The organism is Bradyrhizobium sp. U87765 SZCCT0048 (genome assembly GCF_018131225.1).
Taxonomy (GTDB): Bacteria; Pseudomonadota; Alphaproteobacteria; order Rhizobiales; family Xanthobacteraceae; genus Bradyrhizobium_A.
In genome coordinates this window covers 249,352-274,780 of the sequence record NZ_JAFCMM010000002.1, presented here as the reverse complement: position 1 = coordinate 274,780, position 25,429 = coordinate 249,352, and the positions used below count along the sequence as shown (strand labels likewise).

Here is a 25,429-nt window from a genome sequence, read left to right as displayed (position 1 = left end):
GACCATGACAGAGCGGCGTCCAACGGTTCTCCTCGTGGAGGACGAAGTTTTCGTGCAGACGCTTCTGGCGGCCTATCTGGAGAAGGAAGGCGTCGCGGTGACGGTCGCCTCGACAGCGGCCGAGATGCGCGCCGCGCTGCGTGTGCCGGGCCAGCCTGTGGATGCCATCGCGCTCGACCTTGGCCTGCCGGACGAGGAAGGGTTGGCGCTGGTGCGACAATTGCGCACCCGGCTCGACGTGCCGATCTGCATCACGACGCGCGACGATTCGGCGGCCAGCCGTGCCGTGGCGGCCGAACTGGGGGTCGACGACTACCTGGTCAAGCCATTCCATCCGCAGCAGCTCACCGCCAGCCTGATGGCGCTGCTCGGTCGTCCCGCCGAAGCAAGCGGTGTCGTTCGTTTCGAAGGATGGAGCCTCGAGACCGCTGCCCGTGTGCTGACCAATGCCGAGGGGCAGGCCGTGGCGTTGACGCCGTCGGAATTCGACGTGCTGGCGACGCTGATCGCGGCCGGTGGGCGGACCGTGTCGCGCGCTCACCTGCTCGATGCGCTCGCGTCCAATGGCGACGTCGGGCCATCGCGTGTGGTGGATGTGATCGTCAGCAGCGTGCGGCGCAAGCTCGGCGATCCGGCGCGGGCGCCCCGGCTGATCGTCACCGTGCCCGGCATCGGCTATCGCTTCAGCGCCAGCGTCGCGTAGACGCCTCGCAATTCATCCGCCGATCGTTCGGCCAGCGCGAGCATCGCGGCGACGGCGCCATCGACATCGTCGGTCATCGCCGCGGCGAGGCGGCCTTCGAGAGCCGCGGCAGCCTTGCTGAGCGTTGCGAGGCCCGCGAGTCCGGCCGACCCGGTCAGCCGATGTGTCGCCCGGCGGGCGGCATCGCGATCGCCACGCCGCAGCGAAGCGGCGATCTCCGCAGCCCCCCGTTCGATTGCCGCCAGCGCCTGCTCGACCAGCTGGATCGCCATGTCCGTGCCGAGCTCCTGTTCGACCTCCGTCAGGAACTGGCTGATGTTCGCCACGGGCGCCAGCGCGACCGGCTGGCGGCCGGCGCAGACGGCGTCGATCGTCCGTCGCAGGTCCGCCGGCATCACGGGCTTGGACAGGTAGCCGTCCATGCCGGCGGCGAGGCAGCGCTCCATCACCCCGGGGGTGACATCAGCGCTCACCGCGACGGTTGGAACGGATCCGATGTCGCCGGGCAGCGCACGGATGGCGCGGGTCAGCGCCATGCCGTCGAGATCGGGCAACTGCAGGTCGGTGAGAACCACGTCGATCGGATGGTGCGCCAGCAGCGCCAGCGCCTGCGCGCTGTCGGTCGCCTCGAGTGCATGGTGCCCCATCGCATGGAGCAATCCGGTGAGCACGAAGCGATTGTTGGCGTCGTCGTCGACGACGAGAATGCGGCGCGCCGTGCGCGCGATGCTGTTGCCCGCCGACGCGGGCATCGCGATGTCGTCGGGATCGGTGGCCGGCAGGGGCAGATGAACCTCGAACGTGCTGCCGCGTCCAGGCGTGCTCTCCGCGGTGATGCGGCCCCCCATCGCTTCGGCCAGCCGCCGGCAGATGGCGAGGCCAAGGCCGGTGCCGCCGAAACGCCGGGCGATCGAGGCATCCGCCTGCACGAACGGCTCGAACAGCTGGCCGAGCATGGCGGGGGCAATGCCGATGCCGGTGTCGGAGACGCGCAGCCGGATGATATCGTTCTGATGGGGAGCAGGCTCAGCCACCAGGCGCACCTCGCCGGTTGCGGTAAACTTGATCGCGTTGCCGACGAGGTTGAGCAGGATCTGGCGTAGCCGGTCGGCGTCGCCGATCACGGCGGCCGGCAGCGTCGGATCGGTGACGACGATGAGAGCGATGCCTTTCTGGGTTGCTCGCAGCGCCATGATCGTCCGCACATCACCGAGCAGCGCGCGCAGGTCGAACGGGGCGGCGTCGGTGACGAAGCGGCCTTCGCTGATGCGCGCGAAGTCGAGGATGTCGCCAATGGTCGCGAGCATCGCGGCGCCGGTGCGCTCGGCCACGCCGACGGTGGTGCGGACGTCGTCGGCGAGCGGCATCGACTTGAGCAGATGGATGGCGCCGAGCATGCCGTTCATCGGCGTGCGAATCTCGTGGCTCATGACGGCGAGGAAGTCGGACTTGGCGCGGTTGGCGTCGTCGGCGGCGGCCAGCGCGGCCTGCAGTTCGCGGGTGCGTTCGTCGACGGCTTGCTGAAGGCGTTCGCGCTCGTGCTCCTTGAGGTCGAGCAGTTCGTGCTGCGTGCGCTCCCGCTCGCGCTGGATCTCGCGCAGGTGCGCCACCGTGATCATGATCAGCAGCAACAGCACGGTGAGGTTGTTCCAGGCGATCTCGGAGCCGACCGACCAGGAGGCGGGCCAGGCGCCGAGGATGTGGCCGAGATAGAGGAAGAACCGCAGCGTGGCCGGGCCGCTCGCCAGCAGCACCAGGCGGGCGTTGCCCATGCCGCGCCGCCAGCAGTCCACGATGCCGATGATCCATACGGCCTCAAAGACGACCTCGATCGTCGTCAGGCCGGTGGCCGCGGCACGATAGTCGCCGATCACGGCATAGGCCGCGCCGGCGAGCACGACGCAACTGAACAGGCCGAGGATCGCTCGCCAGATGGCGACGCGATACATGCCGATGAACAGGGCGCCCATCGTGCACAGCAGCACATGGGCGACGGCGCCCATCACGGCGGGCGTGCGCAGCACGACCTCGCCGCCGCCGGTGAGGATGTAGCGATACAGCAGGCCCTGGAAGCCGAGGTCGTAGACGATCTCGGCGAATGCTCCGGCGCCGAGCGTGAGGAAAATCAGGTCGCGCCGGACGAGGCCCATCACCAGGGTGAAGATCGCCATCGTCGCCATCGAGCCGATGAACAGGATCTCGATCAGCGTGTCGGGCGTCTCCGCTTCCTGGAAGGCGGCGGGTGTCCACAGGCTGAGCTCCAGGCTCACCGACGAGCGGCTCTGCACCCGCACGGCCACCACGATACGTTCGCCGGGCGCGAGCGTGATCGGAAATATCGAGCGCGTCGCTTTCACCGGGCGGCTGTCGAGCGGCAACCGGTTGCCGGCCAGGATCGTCTCCGAGGGCGTGTCCGCGCCCGGCGCGAAGCGGAAGTAACGCACGTCCTCGAGGCGCGGCGCGCCGACCGACAGCCAGCGTGTCACCGGCGCACGGCTGGTGTTCTCGAACACGCCGCGCAGCCAGATGGCCGAGCGCGTGTAGCCGCGCGCCATGGAGCGCGGCGTGATCGTCTGCCATCCCGGATGACCGAGCGCCTCTGTTGCGGAGAGCCGCCCGTCGCGGTCCTCGAGCAACGACAACGAGCCCACGAGCGCGCGATGGTCGGTGATCCCCGCGAGGTCGATGCTGTCCGTCTCTGCCGCGGCGACACGGCAGGGCAGGGCGAGGCTTGTGACGACGATGGCGAGCGTCAGAAAGCCCATCCACCACGGGTGCGGGCGGCTGGCACGGGAATGTCGGCTGAAAATCACGAGTGGCTGTCTGGCGGAAAGTGGGAAACGGAGATCCTGCTGCTCTAGCCCAAACCGGGATCGAGATGAAGGCGCGGGCTGCCGGTGCGTCACGCGGAGCAACGGATGTGGTCGCGCCGGACAGTCTTTACATGCATTTACAGCGGCGACAATGCGCGCACGGAATTTCCTGATGAAGGCAGGTACGCGGGGTGTCATCGATATTCTGCCTTCGCCTGCCGATCTGGAGCGGCCTCCCCGTCATGCGCAATCTTCCCCGAGCCCTCCGATCTCATCGGGCTGCAGTATGTTCGCCAGTCACCAGACGGCGTTCGTTGCTGGCGTCGACCGCACTGGCCGGCGTGCTGGCGTTCGCGCTGGAGGCGGGCCCGGTCTTCGCGGGCAGCGGCGGCGACAGCGGCGGCTGGCCCGGCGGCACGCCGGGCGTTGCGGGGGCGGCGGGCTCCCCAAGCGGCCAGGGCGGCGCCGGCGGATCGGGCCCCGGGATCGGTGATGGTGCAGGCGGCACCGGAGGGACTCTCGGCGCCTCGTCGAGCACGGCGGTCACCAACGCCACCATCGTCAACGGCGGTGCAGGCACGACTGGCGTCGATGCCTCGGGCGCCGGGGCCGGTGGTGGTGGCGGCGGCGGTGGCGACGGCTGGTCGCTCTCCGGCAACGTTCTCACCAACATTTACGCGATCCGCGGCGGAGCTGGCGGCAGCGGCGGCGCAGGCGGCTCTGGCGCGGGGGCTGGCAGCGGCGGCAGTGGCGGCGGCGGCGGAGCCGGCCTTGTGGGCAATAGCGGCAGCGTGGTCAACACCGGAGATATTTCGGGCGGCAATGGCGGCAGGGGCGGCGCGGGGATGACGTATTCCGGCGCTGGCGGCGGCGGGGGCGCAGGCATCTCTGGCTCGGGCGTGACCATCACCAATGTCGGGACCATTTCCGGCGGCAATGGCGGCGATGGTATCGCCTCCGCTTCCGCTCCGACCCATGGCGGTACCGGCAGTGGCGGCGCTGCGGGGGGTATCGGTGGCGCCGGCATCATCGGCAGCAACCTCACCGTCATCAACGGTGGTGAGATCTCGGCCGGCACCAATGGCGCCGGCGGCAGCGGCGCTCCGGTCAATGCCGTCACATTCACCGGTGGCGTCAACACGCTCGAACTGTGGGCGGGCTCCAGGATCAACGGGACCGTCGTGGACCAGACCGGCCACGGTATCTTCCGCCTCGGCGGAGATGTGAGGGGACCGGAGACTTTGGATGTCGCCACGATCGGCACGAAGTATCAGGGCTTCTCGTCCTTCGAGGTCAACGGCGGCCCATGGACGCTGACCGGCGCATGGGCGAGCACAGCCGGATGGCGTCTGTCATCCGGGGGAACGCTCGTCATTTCGCAGGATGCCAGTCTCGGCTTGCCGAGCGCGGGCTTGCGGCTCGCCGGCGGGCAATTGCAGACGACGACATCGTTCACGATGGATCGCGTGATCAGCCTGGTCACGAGCGGTACCATCAGCCCCGCAGCGGGTACGACGCTGACGCTCACCAGCGTGCTCGCGGATCCGGGTGGCAGCAGAAGCGGCGGCATCACCAAGTCCGGCCTGGGCACGCTGAACCTGACGGCTGTCAATACCTATACGGGCACGACCTGGATCAGCTATGGCACGCTGGTGCTGAGCGGCGCAGGCGCGATCGCGTCGTCGAGCATGACCATCGAGAGTGGAACGTTCGATATCTCACAGACCACTGCCGGTGCGACGCTCCAGTCTCTCGGCAGCTATGGCCTCGACACGGGCGGAACAGTCGTCCTCGGCAACAAGACACTGACACTGGCGAACGCGATCGACGACTATGCGGGTGTGATCTCCGGCAGCGGCGGCCTTCAGCTATCCGGCGGCTTCGAGACTCTGTATGGCGTCAACACCTATACCGGCGCGACCACGATCACCGGCGGCACGTTGGCGCTGGCGGGAGCAGGCTCGATCGCGGCGTCATCCGGGGTGACGGTCGCCGGCGGCACCTTCGACATTTCGCAGGCCGACACAGGTGTGTCGATCCGGAGCCTCGATGGCGCCGCCGCCGGCAACGTCTCTCTCGGCGGCAACAGCCTGACGCTGACCAATGCCAGCGGCACATTCTCGGGGGCGATCACCGGCTGGGGCAGCCTGATCGTTTCCGGCGGTACAGAGACCTTGCTGGGCAACAACACCTACGGCGGCGGGACCACGATCGGCAGCGGCGCCACCGTCAAGCTGTCCGCATCGAGCATCGACAGCGCCACAAATCTCGGATCCGGCGGGGTGAACATCCAGTCCGGAGGCGAACTCCAGGTCGGCGCATCCGGAGCCTTCGTTTTCAACAACGCTCTGACCGGGGCCGGCCTGCTGTCGGTCTCGACCTCCGGCCGGGCTTTTGCATTCGATCCGGCCGCCGGCACGGCGTTCGGCGGCAGGGTGGCGCTGTCGAACGGCACGTTCGCGCTGTCGGGTGCGAACACCGCGGCCCTCGGCAACGCCACGCTCTCGGTGGGGACGGGGAACGTCACGACCGTCGGCGCCGGTACCCAGACCATCGGCGGCTTCAGCATCAACGGCGGCACGGTGGTGTTCGACGCGTCGGCGTGGACGCCGGCCAGCACCAGCGGCCTGATCAGCACAGGCACGCTCGACGTCAGCGGCGCCGGATCGGTCCGGGTCAATATGCCCAGCACGGTCGCGCTGCCGCCGACCCCGCCGACCGGCCTGTCGCTGTTTCAGCAGAGCCATGCCAATGCCGGGGTCAAGCTGGTCTCGTCGAGCGGGCCGGTCGTTGGCTCCGGTGGCGGACTGACGCTGCGTGACCAGAACGGCAATGCGCTCTCCAGCGCACAGACCGTCAACCTGCAGCAGGACGGCCAGTTCGTCGCGGTCGCGAGCTACGACTATCATCTCACCACCGGCGCCAGCCAGGATGGCCTGTATGTCGGCTACGGCCTGACCCAGCTCGATCTGCAGGGCGGCCGGCGCCTGACGCTGACCGAGGGTGTCGGCGCGGCTGGCAGCGATGCGGATCTCGCCGCCAGGCTGATCGGTACCGGCGACCTCGTGATCGCCGCGCGCAACATCGTCTCGCTGTCCAATCCCGGCAACACGTTCACCGGCGCGACCTTCGTGCAGAGCGGGACGCTGCAGGCGGGCGCTGCGAACGTCATCGCATCGTCGCGCGCGGTGGACGTGCAGGGCAGCTTCGACCTGCACGGCTTCGATCAGTCGCTCAACAACCTGACCGGCGGCAGCAGCGGACGGATCATCGTGTCCGGCGGCAATACGCTGACCCTCAACGGCACGGCGACCAGCACGTTTGCCGGCGTGATTTCGGGCGCGGGCAATCTCACCCTGGCCGGCGGCACGCTGGTTCTCACCGGCAACAGCACCTACACCGGTGCGACCTTGGTCCATGGTGGCACGCTGCAGGTCGACGGCTCGATCGGCAGTTCGTCGAACGTCATGGTCGGCGCCGGCGCGACGCTGTCCGGCATCGGCCTCGTCGATCCGCCGCATGCCACGACCATCGCATCCGGTGCGGCGCTGTCGCCGGGCAACGCGGCCAATCCGCTCGGCATGTTGACCATCGCGGGCAACCTCGCGATGGAGCCGGGCGCACGCTATGTGGTCGGCCTCCAGGGCACGCAGTCGTCATCGACCCATGTCATCGGCCAGGCGGCGCCGGGTGGCGCGGCGGTGACCGCGTCGTTCCTCGGCGATGCCATCGCCAGGCGCTATACGATCCTGACCGCGGATGGCGGTGTCGCCGGTACTTTCGGGCCCGTCAGCACGACACTTGCCAATGTCAGGGCATCGACGAGCTATGATCCGACCCACGCCTACCTGACATTGTCGCTCGATTTCGGCGGCGGCCTCACCAGCAACCAGCGAAGCGTCGCAGGCGTGCTCTCGAAGGCCTTCGACAGCAACGGCAGCGTCCCGCTGGCGGTCGGCATGATGGCGCCGGCGTCGCTGTCGCAGCTCACGGGCGAAGCAGCGACGGCGGCGCAGCAGTCGACGTTCAGCGCGATGGGCCAGTTCCTCGGCGTGTTGACCGATCGGTCGGCGGCCGGTCGCGGCGACAGCGCGTGTGCATCAGGCGTCTCCACGAGGGCACTGCGTGCTGCCGATTGCGCGCAGCCGTGGAACGTGTGGGCGGCCGGCTTCGGCGGCGCGCAGACCACGGACGGCAACGCCATCACCGGATCCGGCGCGGCGACGGCCAATGTCTACGGCACGGCCGTCGGCGCCGACTATCGCTTCTCGCCGGACACGGTCGCCGGCTTCGCGCTCGGCGGTGGCGGCACCAGCTTCGGGGTCAGGAACCTCGGCTCGGGCCGCTCCGACCTGTTCCAGGCTGGCGCCTATGTGCACCACACCAGCGGCGCGGCCTATGTGACCGCAGCGGTCGCCACCGGCTGGCAGGACATCACGATGGATCGCACCGTCGCCGCCGGCGGCGTCGACCGGCTGCGCTCCGCTTTCAATGCGCTGGCCTATTCCGGCCGGCTCGAGAGCGGCTATCGCCTCACCCTGCCGTGGACCGGCGGCATCGGCCTGACGCCGTATGCGGCCGTGCAGGCGACGGCCTTCGACATGCCGGGCTATGGCGAGAGCGCGACGGCGGGCGCGGGCACTTTCGCGCTGGCCTATGCGCGCCGGACCGCGGCTGATACGCGCAGCGAGTTCGGCCTGCGTACTGACAAATCGTTCGCCGCAGAGGGCGGCGTGCTCACGCTGCGTGGGCGTCTGGCCTGGGCCCACGACTTCAACCCGGACCGCGCCATGGGGGCGACGTTCCAGACGCTGCCGGGTGCGAGCTTCGTCGTCAACGGCGCGGCGCAGGCGTCCGACTCCGTCCTCAGCACCGTATCCGCCGAGATGAAGTGGGCGAGCGGCTGGTCGGTGGCAGGAACGTTCGAAGGTGAGTTCTCTGAGGTTACCCGCAGCTATGCCGGCAAAGGCGTGGTCCGATACGCGTGGTGATCGCCGCGTTCAGCAAGGCTCTTCAGATCGCGGACGCGCATGTTGTCCTTACATCCGTTTACAACGCGCGGGGACATGGCTCGTCAAAGTCTGCAGGACGGCGGGTAAGCAATTGATCAGTCGATCGCAGTCCGTGATTCGGATTCGATGGAATGCGCGCAGGTGTGGGGCTACCTGCGTGCTCTCTGTGACTGTCACGCCAGGCACGGCAGGGACTCCAGCCTCGGCTCTACGATGAATGGCAGCTTTTGGGGGCGATACGTGAAGTTGGCGATGTTGGGTGGCAGTGTTTTGAAATCATCGGCTGGGATGCGGCACGCGCTGCTCGGCACGACGGCGCTGATCGCGGTCGGGGCGGCGGTGCTTGTTTCGGCAGGCGATGCGAAAGCACAGACCTGGACTGGCGGCAGCGGCAGTTGGTCCTCGAACAAATGGACCGGGTCCATGCCGAATGCAGTCGATGCGGTCGCGACATTCAACGTGCCTAATTCAGGAACCGACTTCATTGATCTTTGGGGCGGCCCGTTTACGGTTCGCGTCCTCAATATCTACGCCAACAGCAACGCGTTTGCCGCCCACGCCGGTGTCCAGTTTCAGTCGGGCCAGCTGATCATGCAGGCCAGCTCGGGGGGGAATGCGCTGATCAATGTGGACAGCTCATCCACCGCCAAAGAGATATCGGCTACTCTTCAACTCAATTCGAACACGGTGATCACGACCACCTATCTCTACTCGACCTTCTCGGTAAGCGGGTCTGTTACCGGCTCCGGATCCCTGACGATCGCTGGCCAGGGTCAGGTCAACCTCCTCGGTATCAACTCCTACACCGGCGGGACGAAGATCAATGGCGGCACGCTCAATATTCAATCGGTGGCGGGCCTGGGCAGCGCGGACAACACTCTGACGCTGTATGGCGGTACGCTCCTGCTCGGCGGCACCGTGCAAATCCAGAATGGGGGCGTCTTCCAGAGCGGTAGCAGCATGATCCGGAACGGGCTGCTGAGCACCACCACCTACTCGATGCTGGGCGGCACGCTGGACACGGGGGCGACCGTCAATGCGTCGACGGCCTTCGCTATGCAGGCGGGCGCCGTGAACGGTGTCCTGGCGGGATCGGCCGATCTGACCAAGACGACGAACGGCGTCGTCACGCTCGCGGGCGCGAATACCTACACCGGGGCCACGACGGTCAATGGCGGCAAACTGGAGGTGAATGGCTCGATCGCGAGCTCATCGGCCATCACGGTCAACACGGGCGGGACCTTGTCGGGCACGGGCGGTCTCGGCGCGACCACGATCATGAGTGGCGGCACGCTCGCGCCAGGCAATGCGGCAAGCCCGACCGGCGCGCTGGGCGTCACCGGCGATCTCATGTTCCAGTCCGGGGCCACGTATCAGGTGCAGGTGACTCCGTCGGCTGCGGCGAACACCAATGTCTCAGGTACGGCGACACTCGGCGGCGCTGCGGTGAATGCCGTGTTCGCCAGTGGTGGCTATATCGAGAAGAAATACACCATCCTCACCGCGAGCGGCGGGGTGTCCGGCGCCTTTGCATCAAATGTCGTCAATACGAATCTCCCGGCAAATTTCCGCAGCGGTCTCAGCTACGACGCCAACAGCGCCTATCTCAATCTGACGCTGAACTACACGCCGACAACGCCACCAGAGAAGACGCCGCCATCGACGCCGCCATCGACGCCGCCGTCGACACCGCCATCGACGCCGACAGATCCCTCGGCTCAGGTCTTTACACCGCTGAACCAGAACCAGCGCAACGTGGCCAACGCCGTGATCAACGTCTTCAACGCGGGCGGGGCAATCCCGATCGTGTTCGGCGCGTTGACGCCGGGCGGTCTGTCACAGGCGTCCGGTGAAACGTCGGTTGGATCGCAGCAGACGACTTTCGATGCGATGAACCAGTTCATGGGCGTGATGACCGATCCGTTCGCGGCGGGCCGAAGCAATGACGTCTCTCCGTCGGCCGGCGGCGTTTCGTCCTTCGCAGAGGAGAATTCACCGCGCAGCGCCTATGCGATGTTCGCCAAGGCGATGCCGGTCAAGGCCGACCTGCTCGCGCAGCGCTGGAACGTATGGGCGACCGGCTTCGGCGGTTCGCAGACCACGGACGGCAATGCCGCGACGGGATCGAACACCTCCACCAGCCGCATCTATGGCGCGGCGGTTGGCGCCGACTACCGCATCTCGCCGAATACGCTGGCGGGCTTCGCCATGTCCGGCGGCGGCACCACATTCTCGGTCGCCAATGGCGGCAGCGGCCGGTCGGATCTGTTCCAGGTGGGCGGTTTCCTGCGCCACACGGTCGGGACCGGCTATCTGTCCGCTGCGCTCGGTTATGCGTGGCAGGACGTGACGACGGATCGCAACGTCGTCGGTGTCGATCGGTTGCAGGCACGCTTCAACGTCAATGCATTCTCCGGGCGCCTCGAAGGCGGCAGCCGCTATGTGACGCCATGGATGGGGATCGGCGTCACGCCTTACGCCGCGGTGCAGGCGACAGCGTTCGATCTGCCTGGCTATCGCGAGCAGACGCTGTCCGGCCTCGGCGTATTTGCACTGAATTACGCCACCAAGGATATCACGTCGACACGCACCGAGCTCGGTTTCCGCACCGACAAGGCCTATGCGCTTGCCGATTCCATCCTGACGCTGCGCAGCCGCTTCGCCTGGGCGCACGAGTTCAATCCCGACCGCAGCGTCGCCGCCACGTTCCAGTCGGTGCCCGGCGCATCGTTCGTCGTCAACGGTGCGGCACAGGCGTCGGATGCGGCGCTGGTCACGACATCCGTCGAGAGAATGTGGCGCAACGGCTGGTCCGTCGCAGCGACCTTCGAGGGTGAGTTCTCCAACGTCACGCGCTCCTACGCCGGCAAGGGCGTCGTTCGCTACGGCTGGTGAGGTGATGGAACCGACAGGCCGGGGCCGCGAAGCGCGCGCCGGCCTGTGCGGATGAGATCGGCGCGGGTCTCGCGATTCAGCCCGCGTGGTGCGGGCACAGCGTGCATGTTCTGGCGCGTGCGGTGTGATTGAACCCCGTCGCGGGATACCCGTACCAATGGTCAGCACGAGCCGGCGCGTTCGCCGGTTCCCCTGATTTCGCCGGCGTGCTCGCCGGCCGATGGGGCGACCATGATCATCATCGACAAGAACGTCATCACCGCAATCGCGCGCGGCAACATCGCCATCGCCGAAGCGCTCACCCGCATGCTGCAGTCGAAGGAGCAGGTCTATATCGCGCACGCGGCCTACAACGAGCTGGTGCGCGACACGCCCGGCGCCGATCTGCGCGAAGGCTATCGCGTGCTGCTCGATGACCTCAACATCCACACGCCGCCGGAGAGCCGGCTGCCGAAGCCGGACAGCAGGATCTCCGATCGCGGCGATTTCTATGCCGACAACATCGTCTACAAGCCCGGCCGCGGTCAGGTCGGCCGTGTCGACGAATATGGCGGCAAGGGCGGCGAGACACCGGGCGATGCGTTCGTCGCCGCGGAGGCGCGCAGCCTGCGCGCCAGCCTGTGGACGCTCGACAAGGATTTCGCCAAGCGCGCCGCCAATCTCGGCGTCACCATCGCGCGCGAGAGCAGCATCGAGATCAGGACCGGCACCGAGGATATCGGCGTCGCGCGCCGCCTGCTGAACCTGCCGGCCGTCAATGTGCCACGGCCACCGTCGCCGCCGCGTGGCGGTGGTGGTGGCGGAGGCGGCGGCGCGTCCGGTGGCAGCGGTGGCAGCAGCGGCGGTGGCGCCGGCGCCAAAGGCGGGAGCACGTCGGGGACGAAGGCGGTGGTCGGCGAGCCGATCGAGCCGGTGCATGAGGGCGGCCCCGACGCGCGCGGCGACGCCAAATTCCAGGGCGCGACGCTCGCCTTCCAGGGCGCCAATTTCGTGCTGCAGCGGATCAATACGGCGGTGCAGGCCCGCCGTTTCGAAGCGGCATGGCAAGGCTTGCAGGGTGAGGTTCAGCGGCGGTTGGCCGACGATCCGCAGCTCGGCGCGCTGGTGCTGGTGTCCTATTCGAAGGCGCAGGGCGATGCCGAAAGCGCCATCGACACCGTCATCGTCTTCCAGAGCATCCAGATCGGCTACGGCATCGATCCCGACGACGCGCTGCGCGACGCGCGCTCGCGGCCGCGCATCACCGGCGGCGCCTCCGATGTCGGCGACAGCATCTGGCTGAAGCCGCGCGCTCCCGCCGATGTCAGCCGGCTCAAGCTGCCATTCGACACCACGGTGGCGGGCCTTGCGACCTTCGTGCCCGGCAAGGAGAAGCTGGTGCGCGTCAAGTTTAGCGGCGTCATGGGCTTCGACGACAAGATGTTCAGCAAGGCGGAGCTGAGCGTACCGGCGGGGATGACGCCGCGATTCTATTTCCTGTGGCCGCCGTCCGAGATCCGTTATCTCAGGGACAGCGGCTGGCATACGCTCGATGTCGACTGGGACATGTCGAGCGAGGCCGATATCGCCTATGGCGATACCGATGCCTTCTTCATGGGCGTGCCCGTGGTCAATCTGGATTCGTGGGCCAATCCCTATTCGGCGCGCGCCGCGATGGTCTGGCCGGCAGACAACAGCACGGCAAATCTGTTCCTGTCGGTCGCGCCGACCCAGGACGACAACGGCATGCTGGCGGGCCAGGGTCTCAACCTGCTGCGCTGGGTGCGACCGGAGTTCATTCGCGTGCTCAAGGCGCCGGTCGACTGAGCGACGCGTGTCTCGCGATGGAAGGTAAGGCGCTCACCGCCTTTTTTTCTGCAAGTGAGGTCGCTCACCATCACGCTGCGACGTGGATACCTCACGCGGCTTCTGCAATTAATGCCGAGCTCTCCACCGCACATCGTTCCGGGAGGATCATGATGACCGAGCTGGCCGCCACACCGGACAGCACCGCCGTTCGCGTCGCCCTGTGGCGCGCACTGCATGTCGAAGCCGATGCGTCGCCGCCGGTGCTCGATGACACCGTCGGCCTGCAACTCGCCGCGCCCGATGCGGCCTGGCGGACGCGGCCCGATATGGATCTGCAGCGCACCGCGCCGTTTCGCGCGGCCATCATCGCGCGTGCGCGCTTCATCGAGGATCTCGTCGTCGACGCTCTCGCACGTGGCGTCACGCAGTATGTCATCCTCGGCGCCGGGCTCGATACGTTCGCGCAGCGCCGGCCGGATATCGCCGCGCGCCTGCGGGTGTTCGAGGTCGACCGGCCGGGCGCGCAGGCGTGGAAGCGCCAGCGGCTTCTCGAACTTGGCTTCGGCGTGCCGGACGGGCTTCGGCTCGTGCCGGTGGATTTCGAGGCGGGCGACGACTGGTGGGCGCGTCTGAAGGCGGCGGGCTTCGACGCCACGCAGCCGGCGGTGGTCGCGTCCACCGGCGTCAGCATGTATCTCACCCATGAAGCGATCGAGGCGACGCTGCGCCAGGTGGCGTCGCTGGCGCCGGGCTCGGCGCTCGCCATGACCTTTCTGCTGCCCCTCGAACTGGCATCGCCGGAGATGCGGCCGGCGCTGGAGTTCGCGGTGAAGGGCGCGCGCGACAGCGGCACGCCGTTCATCAGCTTCTTTTCGCCGGCGGAGATCATCGCGCTGGCCCGCGCCACCGGCTTCAAGGAGGCCCGGCACATCTCCGCAGACGATCTCACCGCGCGCTATTTCGCGGGGCGAGCCGATGGCCTGCGGCCGCCGGCGAACGCTGAGGAGCTTGTGGTCGCGACGACGTGAACGTCGCCGCCGGCCATCACACCAGCAGCACGGTCGATCCCGTGGTCTTGCGGGCGGCGAGGTCGGCATGGGCGCGGGCAGCGTCCTTGAGCGGATAGGTCTGGCGCACATCGATCTTGACGGCACCGGAGCCGACGACGTCGAACAGCTCTTTCGCCATGGCGACGAGGTTGTCGCGCTTCGCCGCGTAGGTGAAGAGGGTGGGGCGGGTGACGAACAGCGAGCCCTTCTGCGCGAGGACGCCGAGATTGAGCGGATCGACATTGCCCGACGATTGGCCGAACAGCGCGACGAGACCGAGCGGCGCCACGCAGTCGAGCGATTTCAGGAACGTGTCCTTGCCGACGGAATCGTAGACCACGGGCACGCCCTGGCCGCCGGTGATCTCCTTCACCCGCGCGACAAAGTCTTCCCTGGTGTAGTTGATGGTGTGGGCGCAGCCGTTCTGTCGCGCGAGCGCGGCCTTTTCCTCGCTGCTGACCGTGCCGATCACCGTGGCGCCGAGATGCTTCGCCCACTGGCCGAGGATGAGGCCGACGCCGCCGGCGGCGGCATGCAGCAGGATGGTGTCGCCGGCCTTCACCTTGTAGGTCTGCCGGATCAGGTATTGCACCGTGAGGCCCTTGAGCATCATCGCCGCGGCGGTCTTGTCGTCGATGCTGTCCGGCAGCTTGAGCAGGCGGTCGGCGGGGATCAGGCGGGCTTCGGCATAGGCGCCGAGCGGCGCGTTGCCATAGGCGACGCGGTCGCCGGGCGCGAGATCGCTGACGCCGGGGCCGACCTCCTCGACGATGCCGGCCGCTTCGCCGCCGAGCCCGCTCGGCAACTGCACCGGGTAGAGGCCGGAGCGGTTGTAGATGTCGACGAAATTCAGTCCGACGGCGGTGTGGCGGATGCGCGCCTCGCCCGGACCGGGCTTGCCGACGGCGACCTCCTCCCAGACCAGAACCTCGGGGCCGCCGGTGGCGTGAAAGCGAATCGCATGGGTCATCGGGATGTCCTTCCTGGCGGCATCGCTGGCGCAAGGCCGCGCGGCCGATCGACGTGGGGTGGCGATCATGACGGCGCGCCGCGCAGGCGGGAAGGGGGATTTCGGCAGGGATCGCCTGCCGGCAATGCAACGTGCGGGGATCGATCGCGCGCCAGATGCCGCGCACGCGGCGCTCATCCGGCGCCGTCAGGCAAGCCTGTTCTCGATTGGCGCTCCAACGCGATGGATTTGATGTCGGCGAGAGCCCGTTGGCGGTGGGCCTGTGCTCCCGGCTTCGGCGGGCGGCGGAGTGTGACGCGCGGCCACGTGCTCGCGGCATCGTGACTGCGCTCCGTGCGGACGGACATGCGCGGTCCCGGTCGCGCTCATCACGCGTGGCGAGATATTTCAGGAACAATTTTTGGTGATGATGGAGTCTTGCGCATGTTCTGCGCAAGGAATAGTCATCAGAAGCGATTCCCGGCGGACGATCCGGCCGTTGATGAGGAGCTTGGCCGATGGCCGCGACCCCGAAGTCCAGCAAGGCGGCCTCCGCGCCGAAGAACACGGCTGCGCCGCGCAAGGCGGCTGCGAAGAAGCCGAAGTCCGAGGGTGGCCGCGGCGAGGAAGGCAAGTCGCTGGTCCAGCAGGCCTATGAGAGCATCAAGGAGCGGATCATCAATCTGCACTTCCTGCCCGGCCAGTATCTCAACGAGGCGGCGATCTGCGCCCAGCTCAAGCTCGGCCGCACGCCGGTGCACCAGGCGCTGCAGCGCCTGCATCTCGAAGGCCTTGTCGACGTGCTGCCGCGCAAGGGCATCATCGTGCAGCCGGACAGCCTCGCCGAGATCATGAAAATCCTGGATTCTCGCGTCACCGTGGAGCCCGAGCTGGCGCGCGCGGCGGCGCGGCGCGTCGCCGCCGGCGAGGTGACCGCCGATCAGCTGTCGCGGATGATGGAGATCGCCACCGCGACCGTCGATCAGGATCCGCCGGATATCGCGGCATTCACCGCCAACGACCGCTGGTTTCATCGCGAGATCGCCCAGCTGTCGGACAACGCGATCATGAGCGACTTCGCCCGCGTGCTGCACGAGCGCTCGACGCGCTTCTGGTATCTCAACCTGTGGCAGACCATCGACGTGCCGGCGACCAATCACCAGCATGCTGAAATTGCCGCCGCGATCATCGCCGGCGATGACGATCTTGCCGCCCAGCGCATGCTCGACCACATCTCGGCGCTGCGCAGCCGGCTGGAGAAGCTGCAGCGGATGTCGCCGAACGCCTTCCGTTCGCTGCCGCCGCGCTAAGGCCGCGCTTTGCATCGCGGGCGATAGCGGCGCCTGCCGGCGCCGCCATGGCTTGCTTTCGCGCAAGCTCCGTCGTGAATTTTGACGGCCGATCAAGAACATCACAGGTCTCACACCCGACAGCGGTGGAAGGGGCTTGCTTTTTGTATCATGTGAAATATCATCTAACTCACCTCATGATATTTGGAAATTGACATGGCCAGCACCACGCCTCCGACAACTCCGCCGGGGATGCCGTCCCTCGCTGAAATCCTGATCCAGACGGCAGACATGCCGTGGCGCGCCAAGTCGCTCGCGGGCGTGCACGAGAAGATGCTGTGGCGAAACGACGAGACCGGCGCGTCGATTGCGCTGATCCGGTTCGACAAGGGCGCGAGCATTCCGACGCCGCACCTGCATGCGTCGAACCAGTTCATGTTCTGCCTGCAGGGCCACTACGAGTACACCAGTACAGGCGTGACGCTGCGCGCCGGCTCGTTCTACTGCAACCCGAAGGGCAATGTGCACGGCCCGACGCTGGCGCACGAGGAGACCATCGTGGTCGAGATGTACGACGGTCCGCACTATCCCGAACGGCCGTCCTGGTACAACAACGACGAGGATGCACGGTGACCACCGCGGCAACCGACGGCATGCTGTCGGCGGCGACGCTCGCCGAGGCCGTCGCGGCGATCTTCGTGGCCGTCGGCGTTGCGCCGGCGGATGCGGCGATCGTTGCCGAGGACCTCGTCGCTGCCGATCTCGAGGGCGTCGCGTCCCACGGCGTCATGCTGGTGCCGATGTATGTCGATCGCCTGCGCGCCGGCTCGGTGTCGACGGCCTCCACCGGGGAAATCGTCTCCGACCGCGAGGCGGCGGTGGTGATCGATGCGCACGATGCGCTGGGACAGCTCACCGCCCGTCAGGCGGTGGGCCTCGCGGTCGAACGGGCGAAGCGTTACGGCCTCGCCGCCGTCACCGTGCGCAACGCCTTTCACTTCGGCGCTGCCGGCCGCTACGCGCGGATGATGGCGGACGAAAGCTGTGTCGGCATGGTGATGGCCAACACCCGGCCGCTGATGCCGGCGCCGGGCGGCGCCGAACCGCTCACCGGCAACAATCCCATCGCGATCGCGACCCCGAGCGCCGGCGCGTTCGCGCCGGAAATCGACATGGCGTTGAGCGCGGTGGCGATGGGCAAGATCCGCAACGCCGCCGCGGCGGGGCAGCCGATTCCGCAGGGCTGGGCCGCCGACAAGAGTGGCGCGGGGACCACCGATCCGAAGGCGGCGATCGAGGGCATGCTGCTGCCGGCGGCGGGCCCGAAGGGCTATGGCCTCGCCTTTATCGTCGACCTGTTGTGCGGCGGCCTGTCCGACGGCGCGATCGGCGCGGAGGTCGCGCCGCTCTACGGTCCGGCGGCGCGGCCCTATCGCTGCGCCAACCTGTTCCTCGCCATCGACGCCGGCCACTTCGTGGCGCCGGATGTTTTCGCCACGCGCGCCGGCGCGGAGCTGTCGCGGGTGTCCGCGACGCGCCGTGCGCCCGGCGTGGAGCGTGTCTACGCGCCGGGTGAACTCGCCTATGCCGCGCGCAGCGGCGCCGCCGGGCGCTGTCGCGTGTCCGGCGCAGCCCTGACCAGCCTGATCGACGTCGCCCGTTCGCTCGGGCTCGATCTCGGCCACCTTCTCTCCAACTGAAAGTCGTATGCCATGAAGCAGCAGATCACCACCGACAAGCTCGCCAAGCCGAACGGCCATTTCTCCCAGGCCACCACAATCGAGGCCAAGGGCAAGCTCGTCTTCATCTCGGGCATGACCGCGCGCCGCGCCGACGGCTCGATCGCCGGCATCGGTGACGTCGAGGCGCAGACCCGCCAGGTCTGCGAGAACCTCAAGGCCGCGGCGGAAGCCGCCGGCGGCTCGCTCGACGACGTGGTGCGAGTCGACGTCTATGTCCGCAACATCGAGCACTTCCCGATCATCCACAAGGTGCGCGAGGAATACTTCAAGGCGCCGGTGCCGGCGTCCACCATGGTCGAGGTCTCCAAGATGGTGAAGCCGGAGTACCTGATCGAGATCAGTGCCATCGCCGTGCTGCCGAACGGCTGATCGGTCATGCGTCTGGCGACAGTCAAGGTGGCGGGGGCGGCACGCGTCGCCCTCGTCGAAGGCGACAAGGTTCGTCTGCTGCCGGCGGAAGCCGGCGATATGGTGGCGCTGATCGCGCAGGGTCGCGCGGCGATCGACAGCTTCGCGGCGCGCGGCGATCTCCAGGTCGCGCCGCTCGCGTCCGTCGAGCTGATGGCGCCGATCCAGCGCTTCCAGCGCGACGTGCTGTGCACCGGCTGGAACTACTGGGACCATTTCGAGGAGAGCCGCGGCAAGCGCGAGGGGCAGGACGTCGACCGCCCCAAGGCGCCGACTTTCTTCACCAAGGGGCCGAACACGGTGATCGGGCCGCATGAGGCGATCGGCCTCGACGCCCACATCTCCGCCAAATGGGACTATGAGGCCGAGGTCGCTCTCGTCATCGGCAAGCGCTGCCGCAGCGTGTCGCAGGCACAGGCGCTCGACCACGTGTTCGGCTACTGCCTCGCCAACGACGTGTCGCAGCGCGACCTGCAGCGCCGCCATGGCGGCCAGTGGCTCAAGGGCAAGAGCATCGATCGCACCATGCCGCTCGGGCCCTGGCTGGTGACGCCGGACGAGCTCGATCTGCCGAACACGCGGCTGGAGCTGACCCTCAACGGCGAGGTGATGCAGAGCGCGCTGCTCAAGCAGATGGCGTTTCCGATCGCCGAGCTGATCGCCGAGCTGTCGTTCGGCATGACGCTGGAACCGGGCGACGTCGTCATCACCGGCACGCCCTCGGGTATCGGCAATGCCAGGGAGCCGCAGGTGTTCCTCAAGGCCGGCGACGAGATGGTGGTGCGGGCCACGGGTCTCGGCGAGTTGCGCAATCGCGTCGTCTCGGCGAATCTGCACGACACGACCGACATCCCATCCATGAGCGCACCCCAATGAAAGTCCGCTTCGACGCCACCGGAGACGTCATCGCCATCACCGGCGGAGCCAACGGCATCGGCCGCGCCCTCGCGCGCGCCGCCGCCGCGGCCGGCGCCAGGGTGGTGGTCTGCGACATGGACGAGACGGCGATGGCCAGCCTGCGCGCCGAGGCGCCTGCCATCGCCACCCGCCGCATCGACGTCGGCGACCGTGCCGCGGTGATGGACGGCTTTGCCGAGATCGCGGCGTCGATCGGGCCGGTCGATGGTCTCGTCTGCGCCGCGGCGATCCAGCCGCGCTCGGCGATCCACGAGATGGACCCGGCCGAATGGCTGCGGGTGATAGGCATCAACCTCAACGGCGTGATGTGGTGCTACCAGGCGGTGATCGGATCGATGATCGCGCGGCGCAGGGGCTCCGTGATCGCTTTCTCGTCTGGCCTTGCGCACCAGGGCTGGCCGAAGGCCTCGGCCTACGCTTCGTCCAAGGCGGCGCTGACCGCCTGGGTGAAGAGCGCGGCCAAGGAGGTCGCCGAGCATCGCGTCCGCGTCAATCTCATCGCGCCGGGCGTGATCGACACGCCGCAGTACCGCGCCGCCAATGCCGGCGCCGACGATGCCAGCTGGAAGTCCTCGATCGGCGTCGGCCGCCCCGAGGATGTCGTCGGCCCGCTGATGTTCCTGCTGTCCGACGCCGCGACCATGACTGCGTCGCTGCTCAGCCGCGACATGGCGTTCGCACGCAACGAAGACGACGAATAGGAGATCCCGGCCGATGAAACCGGTTCTGGTGGTGGGGGCCGGCCCGGTCGGGCTGATGACGGCTCTCGCCCTTAAATTCTATGGCATCGACTTCCGCCTGTTCGAGGAGGACCGCGAGTTCTCCAGCGACACCAAGGCGGGCACCATCCTCACCCGCACCATCGAGGCGTTCCGCCGCTACCGCGTCGACCGCGCGGTGCTGGCGCGGGCGCTGCGGCTCGACGAGATCGGCGACATCGAGCGGGCGACCAACACCCGCCGCGCCTCGGTGATGACCGAGCATCTCGTCGACGAGACGCGTTTTCCCTTTGTCATCAACCTGCCGCAGCACCATCTCGAACCGGTGCTGGCTGATGGCCTGTCGGACCTGCCCGAGGGCGCGGTCAACCTGCGCCACAAGCTGCTGTCGTTCGCGCAGACCGACGATGGCGTGGTCGCCCGCTTCGAGACGCCGGACGGCGTGCGCGAGGTCGAGGGCAGTCACCTGATCGCCTGCGATGGCGGCCGCAGCACGGTGCGCAGCCAGCTCGGCATCGCGGTGGATGGCACGTCGCTCGACGTCCGCTACATGCTGGTCGATATCAAGGTCGACCTCGACGCCGCCAATCCGCGCGACTATCCGTATCTCGCCTATTTCGCAGATCCGGCGGAGTGGATGGTGCTGGTGCGCCAGCCGCATTGCTGGCGCTTCCTGTTTCCGCTGGCGCCGGGCGTCGAGGAGGCGACCCCCGCCGAGCTTGAGGCCAAGGCGCGCCATTTCATCGGCGAGGTCAACGCCCTCGAGGTCATCAACACCGTGACCTACCGCGTCCATCACCGCATCGCCTCGACCTGGCGCAACGGCCGCGTGTTCCTCGCCGGCGATGCCGCGCATCTGATCACGCCGATGTGGGCGCTCGGCCTCAACACCGGCGTGCTCGACGCCATCAACCTGCCGTGGCGTCTCGCCTGGGTGCTGCGCGGCTGGGCGGCGGACAGCCTGCTCGACGGCTACGAGCACGAGCAGCGGCCGCTGGCCGCGCACGGCTCCGGCGAGATGGCGGAAGCGGCGCGCAAGCTGATGGGCGGCGAGAACGACGGTGCGCGGGCGATGTCCGGCTCGGCGTGGGCCAACGCCATGACGCGCTCGCTGCTCGGCGTCAGCCTCGATGTCGACGGCTCCGGGCAGTGGTCACTGGTCAAGACCGAGCGTGGCGCGGTGCGGGTGGGCGACCGTGTTCCCGACATGCCGCTGTTCGACGGGCAGGGCGGCCGTGTCTACCTGCACGATCTCTGCGACGACAGCTTCGTGGCGCTGTACTTCACTGACGTGCGCCGCCGCCCGGTGCTGCCGCCTGACGATCTGCCGGGCCTGCGCAGCTACGTGGTGTCGCGCTGGGACGCGCCGCTCGACTCGGGCCTGCGCGAGCGTGCGCTGCTCGACATCGGCAACCGCCTGCGCGAGCGGCTCGGCTGCGGCGACGATACCGTTGTGCTGCTGCGGCCGGACGACCATATTGCGGCGATCCTGCCGCTCGGCCGCGCTGACATCGCAGGGCTCTACAACCGCATCCGGGGACACGCACGATGACGGATTCGCACGATCGCATTCTGCTCGACGTCCATGCCCATCTCGCGCCGGTGGTGCCGGAGCGTATCGCGGCGTTCGACGGTGTAGTGTGGGATGCCGCGAAGGGCGTGCTGGTGGTCGACGGCCACACGGTGGGCATGAAGGCGCTGTTCAAGCCCGATGCGCTGATCGCCTGGATGGCCGAGAACGGTGTCGGCCAGGCCTGGATCTCGGCGCCGCCGCCGCTCTACCGCCAGCAGCTGCGCGGCGCGGACGCGCGCGCCTGGGCCGACTATCTCAACGCCGGCCTGCGCGACATCGCCGCGACCTCCGGCGATCGCCTTAAGCCGCTGATGCATCTGCCGGTCGAGGCGCCGGACGAGGCGGTGGCGATTGCTGCCGAATGGATCGCGCGGGGCCATGCGCTGTTCGCGATGCCGACGGGCACCGGCGACGACCGCACGCTCGGCGACGACGCCTTCGCGCCGCTGTGGCGCGTGCTCGACGATGCCGGCGCGTTCGTGTTCTTCCATCCCGGCGAGTGCGCCGATGGCCGGCTGCAGTCGTTCTACCTCACCAACCTGCTCGGCAACCCCTATGAGAGCACGGTGGCGATCGCGCACCTCGTGTTCTCGGGCGTCCTCGAGCGCCATCCCAACATCGTGCCGTGCTTCGCCCATGGCGGCGGCCTCGCGCCGATGGTCGCGGGGCGGTGGGAGCGTGGCCACGCCACGGCGCGGCCGGGCGTCGACACCGGCCGGGCGGCGCCGTCGCAGCTGATGCGCCGCATCCATGTCGACTGCATCTGCCACGGCGAGGCCGCTGCCGAACTCGCGGATCGCACGTTCGGCGCCGACAATGTCGTGTTCGGCTCCGACTGGCCGTTCCCGATGGGCATCGTCGAGCCGCGTCGCCAGCTCGGCGACTTCGCCGCCGAGCGGCGCCAGCGCTATCTCACCGACAATCCGGCGCGCCTCCTGGCGCGCTTCAGCACCAGGAAGGAACCCACATGAGCGAGATCCGCATGCCGGAGGGCACCGTCCTCGGCACCATCGGCGACGAGGTCATCTTCGAGAACGACACCATCCGGGTGTGGCGTCTGACGCTGCCGCCGGGCGGCATCCAGGGCTGGCACCAGCACCACCTGCCGTACCTGATCGTGCCGCTGACCCCCGGCGACAACTTCATGCGCTTCGCCGACGGCCGCTCGCGACCGACCAAGGAGACGCCGGGCGAAGTGATGTGGCGCGAGGCCGGCATCCCGCACGAACTGGAGAATGTCGGCCAGTCGACCTATTCCAACGTGCTGATCGAGTTCAAGCAGGCCGTGACGAAGGCCTGAGGGCAGGGCGCATCCAGTGCGCGTCCTCTGAGGCTGTCCGATTATATTTCGGTGCTGAGCCCACCTGCTACGTCATGCCCGGGCTCGTCCCGGGCATCCACGTCTTTTGCAGAGTTTCAGCAACGAAGACGTGGATGGCCGGGACAATGCCCGGCCATGACAGAGAGGGCCGAGAGACCACCTTCCGAAACGACGGAGCCGTTTCCCTGAGCAAGTTCATAAGTTGCCAACAAAAAATCCCCGGAGCGCCGCTCCAGGGATTTTCATTTGTCGCGATGCTGCGCTGCTTACTTCTGCTCGGGCAGGATCGGCGTCTTCGGCATGAAGCCGGGCACGTAGGTCTGGTTCGCCTCCAGCTTGCCGCCGTTGACCTGGACGTTGGCGTTGATGAAGTCGAAGGTCTTGGCCATCTTCTCAGGGAGGATATGCCCGAAGCCGTTCACCTTGACGTCGGTGTTGACGGCGATGCGTTCCAGCAGGTCGATCTCCTCGCGTACGATGCCGCGGTCGAGGGCGGGCACGCTCTTGACCATGATCGCGGCGGCCTCGTCGCGATGGGCGAGGGTGTACTGCCAGCCGCGCAGCGCCGCGCGTACGAAGCCACGCACCGCTTCCGGATTCTCGTCGAGGAAACTCTTCTTCACGCCGATCGAGTTGGAGTAGAGGTCGAGGCCGTAGTCGGCGGCGAACAGGCACACCGGCTGCTTGCCCGGCGCGGCGCGGCGAATGGCCGGCGCTGCCATCAAGAACTGGTCGACGCCTTCGACCTGCCCGGCGGCCAGCATCGGAATGCGCGCGGCGGCATCGACATTGACGATCTCGAGCTTGCTGCCGTCGAGACCATTCATGTGCATGAAGGCGCGCCAGATCTGCGGGATGAACGACGCCGAGCTGGAACCAAATTTCAGGCCTTCGAGCTGGGTCGGCTTGGTGACGTTGGCGCCGGGGTTGAGCGTATAGACGCAGTAGGGCGCCTCGACATAGGCGCCGGCGACGATCTTGACGTCGCTGCCCGCCTTGCCGGCGGCGACGAGGCTCGGCACGTCGATCAGGCCCATCTGCGAGATGCCGGTGACGACGCCACGGATCGCGTCCGCGGTGCCCTTCGACGGCATGATCTCGACGTTGAGGCCTTCTTCCTTGAAGTAGCCCTTCTCCAGCGCGACGTACCACGGCGTGTGGCGGCCGAGGCTGATGAAGTCGAGCATGAACTTGACGTTGGTTTCGGCGGCCGCCGGGCCGGTGAACGACGTGGCGGCGAGGCACGACAGCGTGGCGGCGACGCCGGCCCATTTCTTCAGCATTTCAAGGTCCTCCGAACGATTTCAGCAGGTGGTGCGGGCCCGTGCTTCCGGCGGCCGGTTGCCGTTGACCACAGAGACATCATAAGATATTTCAGTAGACATACAAGCTGATCGAGCGGCTCGTCGCCAGGTCTTCGCCCGCTCGCCGGGCCGGGCGGCTGACTGCGGCGTCGCAGGAAAGGAACGGGATGGCCTTCGTCGAGATATCCAGTGTCCGCAAGGTGTTCGGCAGCGGGCCGAAGGAAGTCGTCGCACTCGACGAGGCCAATCTGACCTTCGAGGAAGGGACGTTCGTGGCGCTGCTCGGGCCGAGCGGCTGCGGCAAGACAACGCTGCTCACCATCGTCGCCGGCCTTGTGCCGAAGACCGCGGGCTCGGTGAAGGTCGGCGGCCGCGAGGTCGAGGGTCCCTATTCCGACTATGGTTTCGTGTTCCAGCAGCCGAGCCTGATGCCGTGGCGCTCGGTGATCGAGAACGTGCTGTTTCCGATGGAAATCCTCGGCCGCCGCGACGCCGCGGCCAAGGCGCGCGCCGAGCATTTGCTGGAATTGACGGGCCTCAAGGCGTTCGCGCAGTCGCGGCCGCACGAACTGTCGGGCGGCATGCAGCAGCGTGTGTCACTGTGCCGCGCGCTGATCCACAAGCCCAAGCTGCTGCTGATGGACGAGCCGTTTGGCGCGCTCGACGAATTCACCCGTCTCGACATGAACGACCTGTTGCTCAAGGTGAAGGCCGAGACCGGCGCTTCGGTGCTGTTCGTCACCCACTCGATCGCCGAGGCGATCTACCTGTCCGACAAGGTCGTGGTGTTCACGCGCCGGCCGGCGCGGGTCAGCACCGAGTTCGAGATTCGTCTCCCGGGGCCGCGCAGCCAGGCAAGCCGCTTCACGCCTGAATTCACCGCGGCCGAGCGCCGCGCCAGCGAAGCGCTTGGCCTGCTGGCCGCGCCCGCGAAGGAGCACTGATC

20 protein-coding genes are annotated in these 25,429 nt (G+C 67.7%); 16 read left to right on the top strand and 4 right to left on the bottom strand.

The features are described 5' to 3' along the window. The first annotated feature begins 4 nt into the window (after positions 1–4). Entirely contained in the window at positions 5–703 is a 699-nt protein-coding gene (locus JQ639_RS14495; RefSeq protein ID WP_249123202.1) for a response regulator transcription factor, read from the top strand. Here the strand turns inward: JQ639_RS14495 and JQ639_RS14490 are convergent. Next, a complete protein-coding gene (locus JQ639_RS14490) occupies positions 676–3,714 on the bottom strand; it encodes an ATP-binding protein (protein ID WP_211967043.1) in 3,039 nt (1,012 codons plus the stop codon). The genes JQ639_RS14495 and JQ639_RS14490 overlap by 28 nt on opposite strands. 116 nt (positions 3,715–3,830) lie before the next feature. Between JQ639_RS14490 and JQ639_RS14485 the strand changes: the two genes are divergently transcribed. Next, positions 3,831–8,507, top strand: coding sequence for an autotransporter domain-containing protein (locus JQ639_RS14485; protein ID WP_211967044.1), 4,677 nt, complete (start codon positions 3,831–3,833; stop codon positions 8,505–8,507). A gap of 194 nt (positions 8,508–8,701) precedes the next feature. Here the strand turns inward: JQ639_RS14485 and JQ639_RS14480 are convergent, their stop codons facing one another. After that, complete coding sequence (locus tag JQ639_RS14480) at positions 8,702–8,986, bottom strand: hypothetical protein (protein WP_211967045.1); 285 nt, start codon at positions 8,984–8,986, stop codon at positions 8,702–8,704. 1 nt (position 8,987) lies between these two features. On the opposite strand from JQ639_RS14480, the gene JQ639_RS14475 reads away from it, so the two are divergent. The 3 genes from JQ639_RS14475 to JQ639_RS14465 all read left to right on the top strand — a co-directional run bounded on the left by JQ639_RS14475 (position 8,988) and on the right by JQ639_RS14465 (position 14,239). After that, complete coding sequence (locus JQ639_RS14475; protein WP_211967046.1) at positions 8,988–11,423, top strand: autotransporter family protein; 2,436 nt, start codon at positions 8,988–8,990, stop codon at positions 11,421–11,423. A gap of 231 nt (positions 11,424–11,654) precedes the next feature. Then, positions 11,655–13,229, top strand: a complete 1,575-nt coding sequence (locus tag JQ639_RS14470) for a type II toxin-antitoxin system VapC family toxin (RefSeq protein WP_211967047.1) — start codon at positions 11,655–11,657, stop codon at positions 13,227–13,229. 152 nt (positions 13,230–13,381) lie between these two features. Beyond that, entirely contained in the window at positions 13,382–14,239 is an 858-nt protein-coding gene (locus tag JQ639_RS14465; RefSeq protein WP_211967048.1) for a class I SAM-dependent methyltransferase, read from the top strand. A 16-nt stretch (positions 14,240–14,255) separates the two neighbouring features. Here the strand turns inward: JQ639_RS14465 and JQ639_RS14460 are convergent, their stop codons facing one another. Further along, a complete protein-coding gene (locus JQ639_RS14460; protein ID WP_211967049.1) occupies positions 14,256–15,230 on the bottom strand; it encodes a quinone oxidoreductase family protein in 975 nt (324 codons plus the stop codon). A gap of 4 nt (positions 15,231–15,234) precedes the next feature. On the opposite strand from JQ639_RS14460, the gene JQ639_RS14455 reads away from it, so the two are divergent. The 10 genes from JQ639_RS14455 to JQ639_RS14410 all read left to right on the top strand — a co-directional run bounded on the left by JQ639_RS14455 (position 15,235) and on the right by JQ639_RS14410 (position 23,158). Beyond that, positions 15,235–15,462: a hypothetical protein gene (locus JQ639_RS14455; protein ID WP_211967050.1), complete on the top strand. Its 228-nt coding sequence runs from the start codon at positions 15,235–15,237 to the stop codon at positions 15,460–15,462. Positions 15,463–15,727: 265 nt separating this feature from the next. Further along, positions 15,728–16,519, top strand: a complete 792-nt coding sequence (locus JQ639_RS14450; RefSeq protein WP_211967051.1) for a GntR family transcriptional regulator — start codon at positions 15,728–15,730, stop codon at positions 16,517–16,519. Positions 16,520–16,714: 195 nt separating this feature from the next. Continuing rightward, on the top strand, positions 16,715–17,131 hold the full coding sequence (locus tag JQ639_RS14445) for a cupin domain-containing protein (protein WP_249123203.1): 417 nt from the start codon (positions 16,715–16,717) through the stop codon (positions 17,129–17,131). Beyond that, positions 17,128–18,198: an Ldh family oxidoreductase gene (locus tag JQ639_RS14440; RefSeq protein ID WP_211967052.1), complete on the top strand. Its 1,071-nt coding sequence runs from the start codon at positions 17,128–17,130 to the stop codon at positions 18,196–18,198. The genes JQ639_RS14445 and JQ639_RS14440 overlap by 4 nt, the downstream gene beginning before the upstream one ends. Before the next feature lie 12 nt (positions 18,199–18,210). After that, positions 18,211–18,609 (top strand): RidA family protein, encoded by a 399-nt coding sequence (locus tag JQ639_RS14435; RefSeq protein WP_211967053.1) that lies wholly within the window; start codon positions 18,211–18,213, stop codon positions 18,607–18,609. A 6-nt stretch (positions 18,610–18,615) separates the two neighbouring features. Further along, a complete protein-coding gene (locus JQ639_RS14430) occupies positions 18,616–19,524 on the top strand; it encodes a fumarylacetoacetate hydrolase family protein (RefSeq protein WP_211967054.1) in 909 nt (302 codons plus the stop codon). Next, positions 19,521–20,267, top strand: coding sequence for an SDR family NAD(P)-dependent oxidoreductase (locus JQ639_RS14425; protein WP_211967055.1), 747 nt, complete (start codon positions 19,521–19,523; stop codon positions 20,265–20,267). The genes JQ639_RS14430 and JQ639_RS14425 overlap by 4 nt, the downstream gene beginning before the upstream one ends. A 13-nt stretch (positions 20,268–20,280) precedes the next feature. After that, entirely contained in the window at positions 20,281–21,837 is a 1,557-nt protein-coding gene (locus JQ639_RS14420) for an FAD-dependent monooxygenase (RefSeq protein ID WP_211967056.1), read from the top strand. Continuing rightward, positions 21,834–22,829: an amidohydrolase family protein gene (locus JQ639_RS14415; protein WP_211967057.1), complete on the top strand. Its 996-nt coding sequence runs from the start codon at positions 21,834–21,836 to the stop codon at positions 22,827–22,829. Before JQ639_RS14420 ends, JQ639_RS14415 begins: the two co-directional genes overlap by 4 nt. Further along, on the top strand, positions 22,826–23,158 hold the full coding sequence (locus tag JQ639_RS14410) for a cupin domain-containing protein (RefSeq protein WP_211967058.1): 333 nt from the start codon (positions 22,826–22,828) through the stop codon (positions 23,156–23,158). Before JQ639_RS14415 ends, JQ639_RS14410 begins: the two co-directional genes overlap by 4 nt. A 287-nt stretch (positions 23,159–23,445) precedes the next feature. Here JQ639_RS14410 and JQ639_RS14405 read toward each other — a convergent pair whose 3' ends face one another. Then, on the bottom strand, positions 23,446–24,462 hold the full coding sequence (locus JQ639_RS14405) for an ABC transporter substrate-binding protein (protein ID WP_211967059.1): 1,017 nt from the start codon (positions 24,460–24,462) through the stop codon (positions 23,446–23,448). 188 nt (positions 24,463–24,650) lie between these two features. Here JQ639_RS14405 and JQ639_RS14400 point away from each other — a divergent pair, with 188 nt between their 5' ends. After that, positions 24,651–25,427, top strand: a complete 777-nt coding sequence (locus JQ639_RS14400; RefSeq protein ID WP_211967060.1) for an ABC transporter ATP-binding protein — start codon at positions 24,651–24,653, stop codon at positions 25,425–25,427. Positions 25,428–25,429 lie beyond the last annotated feature (2 nt).

What these genes read in the sequence shown, in the direction of transcription:
- JQ639_RS14495 (WP_249123202.1), top strand. Translation starts at nt 5, where the DNA reads ATGACAGAGCGGCGTCCAACGGTTCTCCTCGTGGAGGACGAAGTTTTC.
- JQ639_RS14490 (WP_211967043.1), bottom strand. Translation starts at nt 3,714, where the DNA reads ATGACACCCCGCGTACCTGCCTTCATCAGGAAATTCCGTGCGCGCATT.
- JQ639_RS14470 (WP_211967047.1), top strand. Translation starts at nt 11,655, where the DNA reads ATGATCATCATCGACAAGAACGTCATCACCGCAATCGCGCGCGGCAAC.
- JQ639_RS14465 (WP_211967048.1), top strand. Translation starts at nt 13,382, where the DNA reads ATGACCGAGCTGGCCGCCACACCGGACAGCACCGCCGTTCGCGTCGCC.
- JQ639_RS14460 (WP_211967049.1), bottom strand. Translation starts at nt 15,230, where the DNA reads ATGACCCATGCGATTCGCTTTCACGCCACCGGCGGCCCCGAGGTTCTG.
- JQ639_RS14455 (WP_211967050.1), top strand. Translation starts at nt 15,235, where the DNA reads ATGTCCTTCCTGGCGGCATCGCTGGCGCAAGGCCGCGCGGCCGATCGA.
- JQ639_RS14450 (WP_211967051.1), top strand. Translation starts at nt 15,728, where the DNA reads ATGGCCGCGACCCCGAAGTCCAGCAAGGCGGCCTCCGCGCCGAAGAAC.
- JQ639_RS14445 (WP_249123203.1), top strand. Translation starts at nt 16,715, where the DNA reads ATGGCCAGCACCACGCCTCCGACAACTCCGCCGGGGATGCCGTCCCTC.
- JQ639_RS14435 (WP_211967053.1), top strand. Translation starts at nt 18,211, where the DNA reads ATGAAGCAGCAGATCACCACCGACAAGCTCGCCAAGCCGAACGGCCAT.
- JQ639_RS14430 (WP_211967054.1), top strand. Translation starts at nt 18,616, where the DNA reads ATGCGTCTGGCGACAGTCAAGGTGGCGGGGGCGGCACGCGTCGCCCTC.
- JQ639_RS14425 (WP_211967055.1), top strand. Translation starts at nt 19,521, where the DNA reads ATGAAAGTCCGCTTCGACGCCACCGGAGACGTCATCGCCATCACCGGC.
- JQ639_RS14420 (WP_211967056.1), top strand. Translation starts at nt 20,281, where the DNA reads ATGAAACCGGTTCTGGTGGTGGGGGCCGGCCCGGTCGGGCTGATGACG.
- JQ639_RS14415 (WP_211967057.1), top strand. Translation starts at nt 21,834, where the DNA reads ATGACGGATTCGCACGATCGCATTCTGCTCGACGTCCATGCCCATCTC.
- JQ639_RS14410 (WP_211967058.1), top strand. Translation starts at nt 22,826, where the DNA reads ATGAGCGAGATCCGCATGCCGGAGGGCACCGTCCTCGGCACCATCGGC.
- JQ639_RS14405 (WP_211967059.1), bottom strand. Translation starts at nt 24,462, where the DNA reads ATGCTGAAGAAATGGGCCGGCGTCGCCGCCACGCTGTCGTGCCTCGCC.
- JQ639_RS14400 (WP_211967060.1), top strand. Translation starts at nt 24,651, where the DNA reads ATGGCCTTCGTCGAGATATCCAGTGTCCGCAAGGTGTTCGGCAGCGGG.